This window comes from Acidobacteriota bacterium (assembly GCA_018001935.1).
Taxonomy (GTDB): Bacteria; Acidobacteriota; JAAYUB01; order JAAYUB01; family JAAYUB01; genus JAGNHB01.
On the sequence record JAGNHB010000009.1, the window covers coordinates 48803 to 63770 of the forward strand.

The window sequence follows — 14968 nt, forward strand, 5'->3', positions numbered from 1 at the left end:
TGCTTTCCCGGGAAACTCCGCGGGGGTCCGGGCGCCGGAAAGCTGAGCGCACGTCTCACCGGCGAAGCGGCTCGCTGTTGGGATCCCGCCGACCCGGCGTCGTAGCGCGTCGCCGCCCGGACTCTTCGTGTGGTTCGTGGTGATAATCTGGTTTGTCCGGATCGGGGAGTTCACTGTAGACGAGCAGAAATTGCTGGAAACCCTCGCGGAACGAAAGGCCGAGATGGCGGAGCGCCTCTGCGAGCTCGTGGCCATCCCTACGGCTAACCCTCCGGGACAGGCCTGTCGGGAGTGCGTCGGGTATCTCTCGGAACTGCTGACGTCCTGGGGGATCGAGCACCAAGTCCTCGACGGGCCCGGGGGCGGTGGTGAGCGTCCCTCCATCGTGGGCCGGTGCGGGGAGGGCGCGTCCGCCCTCCATTTCCACGGCCACTACGACGTGGTCCCGGCCGCTTCCCCGGACCAGTTCCGTCCCCGCCGCGAGGGGGACCGGGTCTTCGGGCGCGGCAGCGCGGACATGAAGGGGGGCCTCCTGGCCATGCTCTTCGCCCTCCGGGCGGTGCGGGACGCGGGCATCCGCCCGGGGACGGCCCTGACCTTCTCCCTCGTCCCCGACGAGGAAACGGGGGGCGAGGCCGGCACGGCACACCTGTTCCGGATCGGGGCCCTGCCGCCGATGCCCCTGTCGGGGATGATCATGCCGGAGCCCACCGGCGGCGCCGTCTGGCACGCCAGCAAAGGCGCGCTGACGTATGAAATCCTCACCCGGGGGACCTTCGCCCACGTGGGGCTGGCCCACCGGGGGGACAACGCCTTCGAGCACCTGGTGGCGCTGGCCGCCGACTTCCTGGAACTGAAGAAGGTCGTCGATGCCCGCCGCACGGCGCTGTCGGTCCTTCCGCCCGGGGCCGACCGGTCGGTCCTGCTTCTCGGGGGCCAATGCGGGAGCGGGAGCAATTTCAACGTCGTGCCCGACCGGGCCTTCTTCACCCTCGACCGGCGTTTCAACCCCGAGGAGTTGCCGGTTTCGGTCCGGGCGGAGATCGAGGCGGTCCTCCACCGCCATCGTCAGCGGGGGGGCGTCGTGGAAAGCCGGGTCACCCAGGAAGCGGAAGCCGCCGTGTCCGACCCGCGCAGCCCGGCGGGTGAAGCGCTGTCGCAGGCGATCCGCAACGTGACGGGGACGGCGCCCCCCTTCCGGCTCTGCCCCGGGGTCTGCGAGATCCGGTTCTTCGCCCGGGTGGGGGTCCCGGCCTTCGCCTACGGCCCGGGCCGCCTCGAGGACGCCCACAGCCCCGACGAGCACGTGGAACTGGCCGACCTCGTGACATGCGCGAAAGTCTACGTCCAGGCCGCGGTCCGGATGAGTCCTCCATGAAGACTGCAGTGAGTCGCCGGACGGACGCTCCGCCGTGGCGCAAGCTTCAGCTTGCGCGGGTGAATCCCATTGATGGGCCGCACGCAAGCTGAAACTTTCGCCACCCCTTCTGGAGTGCGGCGCGAAGGCCCCCGAAGCGCCGCTTTCGAACAAGCCGACAGAAAGGCGCGCAGGCTTCCGAAGCGCCGTCGCGAATTCGTGCTCCCTGTCCGCGAAAACTTGGCACCCATTGCATTCTCTGTTTGTTCACCAACCTGTGAGGTTCAAGATCCAGCCAGAGGATTTGAACTCCCGACAACGCGGTCTCGAAAATCAGACCATTCAGCGAAATCAACTTCGAGCAATGAAGCGAGATGTTCCGCGGATGTACAGAGAACTGGGTGTGAAACGGCACCAATCGGGAGTTCCTTCAACTGGAGATCGCTGACAAGAATCGCCAGGGGATTGGACTCGGTGTCACGGCCCTGCGCGTTGAATATGACCATGTCTCCAGCCTCTGCCATATCAAAGATGAAGGCAAACAAATATGCTGAGAAACTCCGGATATGGAAGGCACAGCCAGTGAAAAAATCGTTCGTCTCGAGACCCTTGGCTACAATCTCGACAGAGCAGCCATCGGGGAAAAAGAGATGATATATGCCATACTTGCCACCGGGCAAATCACATCTTTCCCGTAATAAGGGCAGTACTTTAGTTCTGTCGACTTGAGCAGACTCACCAGCCTTAAATCGTTCAAGAAACAGGTCGAAGCTCATAGGGAACTCTGCCTGATAAGATATTTGCTTTCTTACTATAACACATGATTTGTCAAGGGAAGCGGGATTGTTCGGCTTGTCGGAGATCCCGGCCATTTCCACCGGAAGCGGATCTTTGCCGGATTTACAATGAAATTAATGTCGATCAGTGAAATTAGTGGTTAAAAAAAAGGCCTTGCAGATGGCAGCAAGGCCTTTGGAATTGGAGCGGGAAACGGGATTCGAACCCGCGACCCACGGCTTGGGAAGCCGTTGCTCTACCAGCTGAGCTATTCCCGCTCGGTTTTCTTGGCGGCCACGGTCAGGCGGGACTTGGTGCGGTCCGCCGCGTTGCGGTGCAGGACGCCCTTCGTCACGCTCTTGTCGATGACCGAGAAGGCCTGGGGCAGCATCTTCTGGGCTTCTTCCAGCTTGTTGTCGTCGATCAGGGCCCGGACCTTCTTCACGGCCGTGCGCATGGTGCTCTTGGTGTGCCGGTTGCGCTCGGTGTGGACCTTGGTCTGCCGGATGCTTTTCAGTGCCGCTTTATGATGAGCCATCGCTGTCGTCTCTCCTTCCCAAAATTGCAACCGCCAATTTTAAGGATGAAATTCGAGATGTCAACCCTTTTTTTACCCCCGGAAAAGCACAGCGTGGAATTTCCCGCGAAATGCACGAATCACGCGAATGGGATGAACGCTTCGGCCTGGGGTAACGCGGGGGGGGTGGAACGAGGCGGACCAGCGGCATACGGGACAGGCGCCCGGGGCCGGACGCGGGCGCAAGGACACTCCCGCCAGGGGCTGAACCGTGACGGGCGCCTGCACCGCGGCGGCGCGTCAAGGGTACCGGGTCCGGACCGCCGTTCTGCGGCTGAGCACGTCTCCCGGCCGGCCACCCGGGCCTTGCAACCCAGGCTTGATCCGAATCGCCCGCCCCGCGGGCTCTCCTGGGCACCGCAGGATGGCCAAGATCAGGCGCGCAGTCTGCAGCCTGTCTCTCCGCCCGGCTTTCCCGCGCCGGCCGGGACTGATTCCATCTCCTTGCTTTCCCGAGCCGGCTGAAGCCGGCGCCACCACCCGGCTTTTTCACGCCGGCTGAAGCCGGCGCCACCACTTTGATTTAGCGGAAAAATTTTTATTGACAGGACGGTTCATTCTGTTAAAATGCCACTCCGCCGCGAGCCGTCCCGGATCGGACGCGGCGACCCGAGGATGAGCAGATCCCGCGAGCACGCGAAATTTCGGTCCTTCTTCCACAGGGGGATCGACGGAATCCGGGCGATTGGAAGAAAACTTTTCCATTTTTCGTCACGCGACGCAATCCTGCCAACCTCTACGACCGCGGCCGCGGCCGCGACGCAAATCCGTTACGGAGTACACCATGAGAACGTACATCCCCAAGCCGAGCACGATCGAGAAGAAGTGGTGGGTGGTCGACGCCAAGGACCAGGTCCTCGGCCGGCTCGCCACCAACGTGGCCCGCGTCCTCTGCGGCAAGCACAAGCCGACCTGGGTCCCCTTCCTGGACACGGGCGACTTCGTCATCGTGGTCAACGCCGCGCAGGTCGTCATCACCGGCAACAAGCTGGACCAGAAGTACTACCGCCGCCACACCGGCTACCCTGGCGGCCTGAAGGAAATCCAGGCCAAGAAGCTGTTCGCCGCCAAGCCGGAGACCGTCGTCAAGGAAGCCGTCTGGGGCATGCTGCCCAAGAACAAGCTGGGCAAGAAGATGCTGTCCAAGCTGAAGGTTTACGCCGGCCCCGACCACAAGCACCAGGCCCAGCAGCCTGAGGAAAAGAAATTCTAATCCCAAGGAGAAGATACATTGGCCACCAAAGTTCAGTTTTACGGAACGGGTAGGCGCAAGACCGCCGTGGCGCGGGTTTTTCTTCGTCCGGGCGCCGGGAAGATCTTCGTCAACCGGCTCACCTACGAGGACTACTTCAAGACCAACACCCAGCGGATGATGGTGCGTCAACCCTTGCTGCTCACCGAGAACCTCAGCAAGTTCGACCTCAACGTGACGGTCATGGGCGGGGGGCTGGTGTCGCAGGCCGGCGCCGTCCGCCACGGCATCGCCCGCGCGCTGGTGGATTTCAACTCGGAGCTTCGGTTGAAACTCAAGCAGGCGAAGTTCCTCACGCGCGACCCGCGCAAGAAGGAACGCAAGAAGTACGGTCAGCCTGGCGCCCGCCGCCGCTACCAGTACTCCAAGCGCTAGTCGACCGGTTTCCGGAATATTAAGGTTACAGGAGGCTCCGTTGGTTTCCATAACGATGAAAGCACTGTTGGAAGCGGGTGTCCATTTCGGCCACCAGACGCGCCGCTGGAACCCCAAGATGAAACCCTACATCTTCGGGGACCGGAACGGCATTCATATCATCGATCTCCAGAAGACGATGCACCTCTTCAAGGAGGCGACCGACTTCGTCGCGGAGAGCGCCCGGCGCGGGAAGCGCATCCTCTTCGTCGGCACCAAGCGCCAGGCGCAGGACGCCGTCAAGGACGAGGCCCTCCGCTGCGGCCAGTACTACATCAACAACCGGTGGCTCGGCGGCCTGCTCACCAACTGGCAGACCGTGAGCAAGTCCCTCGAGAAGTACAAGTCCCTCGACGCCATGAAGGAAGTCAACTACGCGGGCGAGGTGTCCAAGAAGCAGGTGGCCCGGCTGGAGCGCAAGCGCCGCAAGCTCGAGAAGAACCTGGCCGGCATCAAGAAGCTGGACGCCATGCCCGAGGTCCTGATGATCATCGACCCCAGCAAGGAAGACATCGCCGTGCTGGAGGCCAAAAAGATGGGGGTGAAGGTGGTGGCCCTGGTGGACACCAACTGCAACCCCGAGCCCATCGACTACGTGATCCCCGGCAACGACGACGCGCTCCGCTCCGTGCGGCTGATCGTCTCCAAGCTGGCGGACTCCGTCATCGAAGGGCAGAACATGATGAAGCAGGACGCCGAGCTGGCGGCCAAGGACGCCCCGGAAGGCGGCGCCGACGTCACCCCGGAACTCCGCGACGCCTACGCGGCGGAAGCGGTGCACCCGGAGCGCCGGAAGTACGCCCAGCGGCGGCCGCCCCGGCCGCGGGTCCCCCGCGAGATCATCCCGGACGCCGTTCCGGCCGCCCCGGAAGCCCCTGCCCCCGCTCCCGCCCCCGCTCCCGCCGAACCGGCGGAGTGAGCCCGCGGGGCGAACCCGACGACCGAACCCGGGGCCGCAAGGCCCCGTTTCACCTGGATCCTGGAGGACAACATGCAGATAACACCCGCAATGGTGAAGGAATTGAGGGAAAAGACCGACGCCGGCATGATGGAGTGCAAGACCGCCCTCGTCGAGGCCGACGGCGACATGGAAAAGGCCGTGGAGATCCTGCGGAAACGCGGGGTGGCCACCGCCTCCAAGAAGTCCACCCGCGTCGCGAGCGAGGGGGTCATCGGTTCCTACATCCACCACAACCACAAGGTCGGCGTTCTCATCGAAGTGAACTGTGAGACCGATTTCGTCGCCAAGAACGACAAGTTCAAGGAACTGGTCCACAACGTGGCCATGCAGATCGCCGTCACCCGGCCGCGCTGGGTCCGGCGGGACGAAGTCCCCGCCGCCGTCGTCGAGAAGGAGCGGGAAATCTACCGCGAGGCCCTGAAGAACGACGAAAAGAACCGGAACAAACCGCCCGCCGTCATGGACAAGATCATCGACGGCCGAATCGAAAAGTTCTTCAAGGAAACCTGCCTGACGGAGCAGGAGTACATCAAGGACTCCACCATGACCATCGAAGGATACGTGCACTCCATCATCGGGGTCATCAAGGAGAACATCCGCATCCGGCGCTTCTGCTGCTTCAAGGTCGGCGAGGAATGAGAACACCGCGCGCCGATCGCGCGGCGCGCACGGAGGCACCATGATCAGAACCGTTTCCAAGGAGGCTCTCGGCCAGTACGAGGAAGGGTTGCGGCTGCTGTTCGAGCACCAGTACGCCGAGGCCCGGAAGGTTTTCACCCAGATCGCCAAGGCGGCCGGGACCCATCCCCTCATGAAGAACCGCGCGGAAGCCTTCGTGAAGACCTGCACCCTCCGCGTGGAGAAGGTCTCGCGGGAGCAGCAGGAAACCGACGACTGGCTGGCGACGGTGATCTACCACGCCAACCGGGGGGAGTGGGCCCTCGCGGAAGAGGCCCTCAAGAAACTCCAGGGTCTGAAGGGAAACGATCTCCTGCCCTACCTGGCCGCCGTCGTGGCCTGCGGAAAGGGCGACCTCGCCCGTGCCCGGGCGGCCTTCGCCGAGAGCGTGGACCTGGACCCCGAAAATCGCCGTCGCGGGCGCCACGACCCGGACCTCGAACCCATCCGCGGCGGTTCCGCCGGCAACTGAACCCTTGGAAAATCCACCGCGCGCCGGCGCGGACAAACCGTTGAAATCTTTCGGGGCATGAGCTATCATGCCCCTTTTGTTTTTGCCGACTGCGGCTTCGGGAGGAGCATGCCATGTCTGAGGTTTTCGGGGTTTTAATCCTCGCCGCCGGGAAGGGCACCCGCATGAAATCGGACCTGCCCAAGGTCCTCCACCCCGTCCGGGAGGTCCCCATGCTGGGGTGGGTCCTGGACACCGCCGATTCCCTCGGCCCCGCCTGGACGATCACCGTCATCGGCGCCGGGGCCGAGAAGGTCCAGGATCGGTTCCGCAACCGCGGCCGCTTCGTTCTCCAGGAACCCCAGCTCGGGTCGGGCCACGCGGTGATGCAGGCCGTTCCGCTTCTGGAGGGCGAGGCGGGCGACGTGCTGGTGCTCATGGGCGACGTCCCCCTCCTGCGGCGGCAGACCCTCGAGGCCCTGCTCTCCGAGCACCGGGCGTCCGGGGCGGCTTGCACCGTCCTGACCGCCGTGCCTCCCGAGCCCGGCGCCTACGGCCGGGTGATCCGGGACGACTACGGAAACGTCCGGGCCATCCGGGAAGCCCGGGACGCCAACGAGGCCGAGCGGTCGGTCCGCGAGATCAACACCGGCATCTACGCCTTCGCCGTCACCCCCCTGTGCCGTCACATCCGGCAGCTCAAGGCCGACAATGCCCAGGGTGAGTACTACCTCACGGACCTGGTGGAGATCTTCCACGCCGTGGGCCTGAAGGTCCGGGCCTTCCAGGTCGGCGACCACCGGGAGGTGGCGGGGATCAATCACCGGGGCGACCTGGCCGACGCCGAGCGCGAGCTGGGCCGCCGGATCAACCGGGAGTGGATGCTGGCCGGCGTCACGATGCTCGACCCCGAGCGCACCGACATCGGCCCCGCCGTCCGCCTGGAGCCCGAGGTGGTCCTCCACCCCGGCGTCACGCTCCGGGGCGCCACCACCGTAGCCCGCGGCTGCGAGATCCTCCCCGGGTCTTGGCTGGAGAACACCGTGCTGGAGGCGGACGTCCGGGTGGAGTTCTCGGTCGTCCGGGACTCCGTGATCCGGGCCCGGACCACGGTGGGCCCCTTCGCCCACCTCCGGGGCGGCGCCGTCATCGGGCCTTCCAACCGGATCGGCAACTTCGTGGAGATCAAGAAAACCACCACGGGCGCGGGCACCAAGGCGTCCCACCTGACCTACCTGGGCGACGCCACCGTCGGGGCGGAGGTGAACGTGGGGGCGGGGACCATCACCTGCAACTACGACGGGGTCCGCAAGAACCCCACCGTCATCGAGGATGGGGCTTTCATCGGCAGCGACAGCATCCTCGTGGCCCCCGTGACGGTGGGCCGGGGCGCCTACACCGCCGCCGGGTCCACCGTCACCCGCGACGTGCCCGCCGATGCCCTGGCCGTCGGCCGCGCCCACCAGACCACCGTCGAAGGGTGGGCGGCGAGGCGGCGGCAGAAACTGGCCCAGGAGAAGGCTGCGAAGGGAGAGAAGGAGTGACGTCCATCCTTATCCCCACGCTGTTCCGGGAGGAACTGGATCTCTTTCACGCCGCTGCCGCCCGGGCGAATGCGATCCTGATCACCGCCACCGAGCGGGAGGACGGTGACTCGGTGGCCTCCGAGCTGGCCGTCAGGCACATCCTCGAGCTAAGCTTCCCGGCCGCCGGGAAGACCATCCACATCGTCAACGAGCAGGCATGCCCCGACCGCTATCGCTTCCTCCACGGGGCGGACGGGATCTTGCCCCTGGACGCCGTGGCGGGAAACCGCTACGACCTCGGGGTGGTGGTGGACTGCGGGGCGGACCGTTCCGGCTCGGTCCGGCCGCTGTTTCTCTCCTGCCCGTTCAAGGTGAAGATCGACCACCACTCCTTCGGCAACTCCGGGCAGTACGACGTGTCCATCAGCACCAGCGCCGTGGCGTCCACCACCGAGATCCTGTTCCAGTTCGTGACGCACCCCCGGTGGGCCGTGCCGCTCGACCCGCTCCTCGCCGAGCTGATCTACGTCGGCATCCTGTGCGACACGGGCGCCTTCCGCTACGATCTCACCCGGCCCTCGACCCACGCCATCGCCTCGCGGCTCATCGAGACGGGGTTCGACTTTCCCCGGACCGCCGAGCGAGTGCACCTGGAGCGCAGCTTTCCCATGAAAAAGCTCCTGGGGCGCGTGCTGGACACCCTCGCGGTCGCCCCGCACGGCCGGTACCTCCACGCCGTCATCACCCGGGAGATGATGGCCGGGACCGGGTCCTCCCGCGAGGACGCCGGCGACATCATCGACGAGATCTGCTTCGTCCGCGGGGTGGAGGTCTCCGTCCTCTTCGTCGAGCAGGACGACGGCTCGGTGCGGGTCTCCCTCCGCTCCAAGGGCGACTTCAACGTGGGCGATTTCGCCCGGCGCATCATCGACACGGGCGGCGGGCACCCCCGCGCCGCCGGGTGCTCCTTCGACGGCCCCCTGCCCGAGGTGAAGCGGCATGTCTTCGACCTCCTCGACCGGGAACTGGCGCAGGGGTGACCGTCGCCCCCGGCCCCGCCGGACCCCGCTCGCCCGGCGGTTTCATTCCACTGCGACGGGGTGAGGCACGAGATGACAGGCACTCCCCGAACGGGCCCGAAAAGCCGCCCGCGCGTCCGCCGGCGCGACCTGCTCACCGTCGCCTGCCGCAACCTCGCCGAGAACCGCCTGCGCTCCTTCCTGACCCTCCTCGGGCTGAGCATCGGGGTCATGTCCCTCATCACCGTCATGACCGTCATCCAGGCGGCCAACGACTACGTCGCCACCCGGATCGCCAACCTGGGCACCAACGTCTTCCAGGTCACCAAGCTCGAGGACATCTCCAAGGGAATCGACGCCTTCGTCCGCTCCATGCGCCGCAAGGACATCACCTGGGACCACTTCCTGGCCCTCCGGGCGCGGGTGGGGAGCGCCCGGCGGATCGGGGCCCAGGTCGGCGCCGGCGCCTCGCTCCGGAGCGGGGAGAACGCCGTGGACGAGTGCCAGGTGGACGGCGCCACCGCCAACATGGTGGACATCGGGATCCGCGAGGTGGCCGACGGCCGGTGGTTTTCCGAGGAGGAGCAGCGCTACTCCCGGCGGGTCTGCGTCATCGGCGACGAGATCCGGACCAAGCTCTTCCCCGGCGTGGACCCCCTGGGGAAGGAACTCAAGATCAACCACGTCCCCTACACGGTTCTGGGCGTCTGCAAACCCCTGGGGAACATCTTCGGGATGAGCCAGGACAACTTCGCCGTTGTCCCCGTCACCGCCTGGTTCAAGCAGTTCGGGAGCCGGCGGAGCCTGGAGGTCTTCGTCCAGGCGGACGACCCCCCGCGCTTCGAAAAAGCCATGGACGAGGCCCGCATCGTCCTCCGGGCGGCACGGGGCCGCCGCTACGCCATGGAGGACGACTTCACCTTCCTCACCTCCGACACCACCATCGACCTCTTCCACACCATCACCGACAACTTCTTCCTCGTCTTCCTGATGCTGACCGCCGTGGCGGCGCTGGTGGGCGGCATCGTCATCATGAACATCATGCTGGTCTCGGTCACCGAGCGCACCGTGGAGATCGGGATCCGGCGCGCCATGGGTGCCTCGCGCAAGGACATCCTCCTGCAGTTCCTCACCGAGTCCGTCACCCTCTGCATGGCGGGGGGCGCCCTCGGCGTCGGGTCCGGGTTCCTGGCCGCAACCGCCCTCGGCCGGGCGGCGGGGATGGAAACCTCGGTCCGCCTCTGGGTGGCGGTCTTCGGCGTCGCCCTCTCCAGCGCCATCGGGATGTTCTTCGGCCTCTACCCCGCCTGGAAGGCGGCGGTCATGGACCCGGTGGAAGCCCTCCGGCATGAGCATTGAAGGGGCCGGGCAAACGGAAAAGGAACCTCGAAAGACACGGAAGACACGAAAGAAGAATCCAGAATTCAGAATCCAGAATTCAGAATGCAGGAGGGAGAGACGGGAGGGGCATACAGCCGTTGGGAGACAACCGTCCGCAGGCAGTCGTCAGTGAACAGCCGTCCGCAGGCAGTCGTCGGGAGACGGGGAAAAGGGGACGGCGATGGGCCTGCAGGCCGTAACCGGAGACGCCTCTTCTCCGTGCCTCCGTGCCCCGGTGAGAGACCTTCCGGAAGGTCTTTCCCGATTCACCCTGGGTTTGCTCTTCCGAAGGGCACGCGGAGCGTCCAGGGAACTGCAGCCGGAAAGCCACCCCCCCCGAGGCTTGACACCCGGCCCGATTCCGACTATTGTCGATTCCGATACCCCGTGGATCGGCCCGGGCACATGGCGGCCCCCTTCCGGCCCGCCGGCTCGCCCGCCGACGTCGCGGGACCGGGAGACCCCCATGAACACGAACCCGCCCCGAGACGACCGGCCGCCGCCAACCCGCGGGATGCCGGCCCGCTGCCGGCCCGCCGGTCTGATCATCCTCCTGTTGGCGGGTTTTTGCCCGGGTGAGCCGCCTTCCAGTTCGTCCCCGCCGTCCGGCACCCCCGCGGAAGCCCTGGCGGCCGGGAAGGACCTCGCCGCAAAGGGCCGGTTCGCGGAGGCCCGGGCTGCGTACGAGCGGGCCCTGGAAATGGCCCGGAAGGCATCCGACCGGGCCGCGGAGGGGCAGGCGCTCGTGGGGCTCGGGAACGCCCTCCTGGATTCCGGCGACCCCTCGGCCGGCGATTCCACCCTGCGGCAGGCACTGGATGTCTTCACCGCCCGGGGCGATCTCCCGGGGCGGGCCCTGGCCCTCCAGGGGCTCGGAGACGCGTCCCTGGCCGCGAACGACCTCGCTGCCGCGCTGGAGCGATACGAAAAGGCGCTCGCCCTCCAGCGCGAAACCGGGGACCGGCACGCCCAGGCCGAGACCCTGTACCGCCTGAGCGCCACCCAATACCGGGCCGATCGGTTCCAGGCCGCCATCGAACTCAGCGAGGCCGCCCTTCCCCTGTTCCGCGAGGCGGGGGACGCCCGCGGCGAGGCGGATGCCCTGGCGGGAATCGGCTCGGCCTGCTGCGGCCTCGGACAACCGAGCCGGGCGCTGGAGTGCTACGAGAAAGTCCTCGCCCTGCAGCGCACGTTCGGCGACCGGCAGGGCGAGGCCGTCACGCTCAACAACCTCGCCGGCATTCTGGACGACCTTGGCGAAAAGACCCGGGCGCTGGCCTGTTGCGAACAATCCCTCGCCCTCCGGCGCCAGGTGTGCGACGTCCGGGGCGAGGCCATCACCCTGAGCCGGATGGGGTCGCTCTACGACGATCTCGGCCAGAAGGCCCGGGCACTGGAGTGCTACGAAAATGCCCTCCCCCTCCGCCGGGAAGCGAAGGACCGGCGGGGAGAAGCTTACACCCTGAACAACATCGGCCTGGTCTACGCCGACCTGGGGCAGAAAGACCGCGCCGTGGAGTTCTACGAGAAAGCGCTCCCCATCCTCAGGGAAGTGGGGGACCGGCGGACCGAGGCCGTGACGCTTCAGAACCTGGGCGTGGTCTACGACGACCTCGGCCGGAAGGCCCGGGCGGTGGAGTACTTCGAGAAGGCCCTCCCCCTGCTGCGCGCGATCCCCGACCGGCGCAACGAGGCGGTGACGGTGCACAACCTCGGCCAGGTGTACCAGAGCCTCGGCCAGCTGGCGAAGGCGATCGATCTCTACGAGAAGGCCCTGGCCGTCGCCCGTGAGCAGAAGGACCCGCGGGGCGAGGGCATCGCCCTGCTCAACATCGGGGCGGCCCTCCAGAGAATCGGGGAGAACGCCCGAGCGATGGAGCACTTCGAGCGGGCCCTTCCCCTTCTCCGGAACGTCGGCGACCGGCGCAGCGAGGCGGCTGTCCTGGGCGGCATCGGCACCATCCGCTTCATCCTCGGCGACGGGGACCCGGCGCTGGAGTGCTTCGACCGGGCCATCGAGCTCAAACGGGCGGTGGGGGACCGCAACGGGGAAGGATTGATGTTGAACAACCTCGGCGCCGCCTGCTTCAAGCTGGGCCGGCGTGACCGGGCCGAGGCGTGCTTTCGCCGGAGCCTGCCGATCCTTCGGGAGGTTGGTGACCGGACGAGCCAGGCCGCCACGCTCAGTTTCCTGATGAAGGTGGCCGAGGACCGGGGTTTCCGTTACCTCGCGGTTTTACTGGGCAAACAGTCGATCCGCCTGTGCCAGGAAGTCCGGGGGGACCTCCGGCGGCTGGGCCCGGAAATCCGCCGGTCCTACCTCGAGACCGTCCAGTCCGCCTACCGCAACCTCGCCTCCAGCCTGCTGCGTCTGAAGCGGCCCGCCGAGGCCCACCAAGTCCTGTCCCTCCTGAAGGAACAGGAGTATTTCGATTTCACCCAGGGGGCGGATTTCGCGGGTGGAGCCGTTCTCACCGCCGATTTCACACCGCTGGAGCAGAGGATGGACCGACGGCTCCAGGAGGCCCTCGGGGAGGCAGCCCGGGTCGGGGGCGACCTCACGGTCCTTCAGTTTCGCCAGCGGCGAACATCGGGGGAGGAAACCCGCCTGGCCGAACTCGCCGCCGCTTATGAAAATACCCGGAAAGCCTGGGAAAGGGGCCTGGACGCCACCGGGGCCGAGATGGAGACGGAGGGGCCCCGGGAAGCCCCCTTGGTCCCGTCCTCCGTGAGGGAACTCTGGAAGGATCTGCACGCACTGGGACGGGGCACGGCCGTGGTGTACACCCTCCTGGCCCCGGACCGGGCCTGGCTCGTGGGGCTGACCCCCGGCGACCTCCGGTTCTGGGAGGTGGAGCTTCCCGTTGAAAGCCTGAAGTCCACCCTCGAAGCGTTTCACCGCCGGCTCCAGTCTCCGGGCTCGGACCCCCGCCCCACCGGGAAGAAACTCTACGACGCCCTGGTGGCGCCCCTGAAAAGCTGGCGGCAGGAGAAAAAGGTTCACCGGATTCTCTGGTCACTGGACGGGGTCCTCCGCTACGTTCCCCCCGGCGCGCTCTGGAGCGGGACGCACTACCTGGTGGAGGAGTTGCCTGTCTCCGTCTTCACGCCCGCCGCCCGGCTCCGTGCGAACCCTTCCCACGGGCCCCGGCAGGCCCTGGCGGCGGGGGTCTCGAAGGCGATCGGGGATTTCCCGGCCCTGGAAGGGGTACCGGCCGAGTTGCGTTGCGTGGTCCGGCAGGAGAACGGCCCGGACGGCGCCCTCCCCGGCCGGGTACTCCTGGACGGCGACTTCACCGAGGCGAGGCTTCGGGAGGGCCTGGGGACCGGATGCTCCGTGCTTCACCTGGCCAGTCACTTCCAGTTCAGCCCCGAGGGCGAGCGGGAATCCTTTCTGTTGCTGGGGGACGGCACCCGTCTTAGCCTGGAGGCCATGCGAGCGGGAGAGCCGCTGTTCCGGGGCCTGGACCTGCTGACGCTCTCCGCCTGCCAGACGGGCGTGGGAGGAATGGGGGCCATGGGGGACGAGGTCGAGGGGTTCGGCGTCATGGCGCAGCGGCAGGGGGCCCGGTCCGTGATCGCCACGCTCTGGCCCGTGACCGACGACAGCACCCGCGCCCTGATGCAGCGTTTCTACCGGGCCTGGGCCCGGCGGGGCGCCGCCCGCTCCGACGCGCTCCGGGAAGCCCAACTGGCCCTGCTCCGGGGGAAAGCCACGGTCCATCTCCCCGGGAGCGGGCGCGGGGACGCACCGGACGAGGGGAGCAAGGTCGGTTCCCGCCGCTTCGTGCCCCCGAAAAGCGCCCCCTGCGCCCACCCGTACTACTGGGCGTCCTTCATCCTGATGGGGAACTGGAAGTGAGAGGTTATAGGCTGTAGGCTGTAGGCTGTAGGCTGTAGGTCCGGAGGGGTTCCCATCGGTATCGGTATCGGTATCGCAATCGCCGTCGCGGGGAAACCCGTTCGTACGTGCCGTCCCGGCGCGGATCCCGCCCCGCCCGTTCGTACGCGCCGTCCCGACGGGGATTTCCCTGCAAATGGACGCACGTCAAAACGGTTTTACGGTTATTTCGGTCCCGTCGTGCATCGGAACAATGCCGTGCCCCCGCCGCCTTCGGGGCGGGTTCGGAAAGGTTTTGGCGCACGGATCCCCGGGGCGGCGCCGCGGACGCTCGACACGTCGTCGCGCTCTGCTTGGGTTCGCCGGCGTCCGCGGCTTGCCCCGGGCTGAAACGCCTTTCCCCTGCGGGGAATAGGGGCGGGGGGGGCACAAATCAAATCAGGATCGGACGTTCGAGGGCCCCGGTCGGGAGCGGACGTTCGAGCCGCCCAACCGGGATCAGACGTTCGAGAGCTTCGATCGGCATCGGACACTCGCGGAACTCAACCGGAAACGGCGCTTCGAGGGACCTGCCCTCCCCGAAGGGGAGGGGGCGTCCCAGCCGGGGGCAAGGCGCGGGCGCCGGCCTCGAACGTGTAGCGAGCCTCTCGTCCGGAGCGCCCGCGTCGCCGCCCCCGGAACGCGGCAGCGGAGGAAGAAAACGCACCCTGAAAGGGTGCGGGGAAGGCGGGTTTT

At 66.7% G+C, this 14968-nt stretch carries 12 protein-coding genes and 1 tRNA gene; 10 read left to right on the forward strand and 3 right to left on the reverse strand.

What is annotated here, in order from left to right:
* Nucleotides 1-139 precede the first annotated feature (139 nt).
* Nucleotides 140-1378: an ArgE/DapE family deacylase gene (locus KA419_05580; protein MBP7865403.1), complete on the forward strand. Its 1239-nt coding sequence runs from the start codon at nt 140-142 to the stop codon at nt 1376-1378.
* A 263-nt stretch (nt 1379-1641) separates the two neighbouring features.
* Here KA419_05580 and KA419_05585 read toward each other — a convergent pair whose 3' ends face one another.
* The 3 genes from KA419_05585 to rpsT all read right to left on the reverse strand — a co-directional run bounded on the left by KA419_05585 (nt 1642) and on the right by rpsT (nt 2672).
* Nucleotides 1642-2133, reverse strand: a complete 492-nt coding sequence (locus tag KA419_05585) for a hypothetical protein (GenBank protein ID MBP7865404.1) — start codon at nt 2131-2133, stop codon at nt 1642-1644.
* 203 nt (nt 2134-2336) lie between these two features.
* Nucleotides 2337-2412 (reverse strand) — tRNA-Gly (locus tag KA419_05590).
* Nucleotides 2403-2672 carry a 30S ribosomal protein S20 gene (rpsT, locus tag KA419_05595; GenBank protein MBP7865405.1) on the reverse strand — a complete coding sequence of 90 codons (270 nt, stop codon included), beginning with the start codon at nt 2670-2672 and terminating at the stop codon, nt 2403-2405. The genes KA419_05590 and rpsT overlap by 10 nt, the downstream gene beginning before the upstream one ends.
* 823 nt (nt 2673-3495) lie before the next feature.
* Between rpsT and rplM the strand changes: the two genes are divergently transcribed.
* The 9 genes from rplM (at nt 3496) to KA419_05640 (ending at nt 14254) form a co-directional block, all read left to right on the forward strand.
* On the forward strand, nt 3496-3924 hold the full coding sequence (rplM, locus tag KA419_05600; GenBank protein MBP7865406.1) for a 50S ribosomal protein L13: 429 nt from the start codon (nt 3496-3498) through the stop codon (nt 3922-3924).
* Between the two features lie 18 nt (nt 3925-3942).
* A complete protein-coding gene (rpsI, locus tag KA419_05605; protein MBP7865407.1) occupies nt 3943-4338 on the forward strand; it encodes a 30S ribosomal protein S9 in 396 nt (131 codons plus the stop codon).
* A 40-nt stretch (nt 4339-4378) separates the two neighbouring features.
* Nucleotides 4379-5296, forward strand: coding sequence for a 30S ribosomal protein S2 (gene rpsB, locus KA419_05610; GenBank protein MBP7865408.1), 918 nt, complete (start codon nt 4379-4381; stop codon nt 5294-5296).
* Between the two features lie 72 nt (nt 5297-5368).
* Complete coding sequence (gene tsf / locus KA419_05615; protein ID MBP7865409.1) at nt 5369-5977, forward strand: translation elongation factor Ts; 609 nt, start codon at nt 5369-5371, stop codon at nt 5975-5977.
* 40 nt (nt 5978-6017) lie between these two features.
* Nucleotides 6018-6488 carry a hypothetical protein gene (locus KA419_05620; protein MBP7865410.1) on the forward strand — a complete coding sequence of 157 codons (471 nt, stop codon included), beginning with the start codon at nt 6018-6020 and terminating at the stop codon, nt 6486-6488.
* Nucleotides 6489-6601: 113 nt separating this feature from the next.
* Entirely contained in the window at nt 6602-8011 is a 1410-nt protein-coding gene (glmU, locus tag KA419_05625; protein MBP7865411.1) for a bifunctional UDP-N-acetylglucosamine diphosphorylase/glucosamine-1-phosphate N-acetyltransferase GlmU, read from the forward strand.
* Nucleotides 8008-9033 carry a bifunctional oligoribonuclease/PAP phosphatase NrnA gene (locus KA419_05630; GenBank protein ID MBP7865412.1) on the forward strand — a complete coding sequence of 342 codons (1026 nt, stop codon included), beginning with the start codon at nt 8008-8010 and terminating at the stop codon, nt 9031-9033. Before glmU ends, KA419_05630 begins: the two co-directional genes overlap by 4 nt.
* A 72-nt stretch (nt 9034-9105) precedes the next feature.
* The gene (locus KA419_05635; protein ID MBP7865413.1) at nt 9106-10371 is read left to right on the forward strand and encodes an ABC transporter permease; all 1266 of its coding nucleotides are present in this window, start codon (nt 9106-9108) and stop codon (nt 10369-10371) included.
* A 487-nt stretch (nt 10372-10858) separates the two neighbouring features.
* The gene (locus tag KA419_05640; GenBank protein MBP7865414.1) at nt 10859-14254 is read left to right on the forward strand and encodes a tetratricopeptide repeat protein; all 3396 of its coding nucleotides are present in this window, start codon (nt 10859-10861) and stop codon (nt 14252-14254) included.
* Nucleotides 14255-14968: the final 714 nt, after the last annotated feature.

Excerpts from the sequence above, each read along its gene's own strand:
- KA419_05585 (MBP7865404.1), bottom strand. The coding sequence starts at position 2,133 with ATGAGCTTCGACCTGTTTCTTGAACGATTTAAGGCTGGTGAGTCTGCT.
- rpsT (MBP7865405.1), bottom strand. The coding sequence starts at position 2,672 with ATGGCTCATCATAAAGCGGCACTGAAAAGCATCCGGCAGACCAAGGTC.
- rplM (MBP7865406.1), top strand. The coding sequence starts at position 3,496 with ATGAGAACGTACATCCCCAAGCCGAGCACGATCGAGAAGAAGTGGTGG.
- tsf (MBP7865409.1), top strand. The coding sequence starts at position 5,369 with ATGCAGATAACACCCGCAATGGTGAAGGAATTGAGGGAAAAGACCGAC.
- KA419_05620 (MBP7865410.1), top strand. The coding sequence starts at position 6,018 with ATGATCAGAACCGTTTCCAAGGAGGCTCTCGGCCAGTACGAGGAAGGG.
- glmU (MBP7865411.1), top strand. The coding sequence starts at position 6,602 with ATGTCTGAGGTTTTCGGGGTTTTAATCCTCGCCGCCGGGAAGGGCACC.
- KA419_05635 (MBP7865413.1), top strand. The coding sequence starts at position 9,106 with ATGACAGGCACTCCCCGAACGGGCCCGAAAAGCCGCCCGCGCGTCCGC.
- KA419_05640 (MBP7865414.1), top strand. The coding sequence starts at position 10,859 with ATGAACACGAACCCGCCCCGAGACGACCGGCCGCCGCCAACCCGCGGG.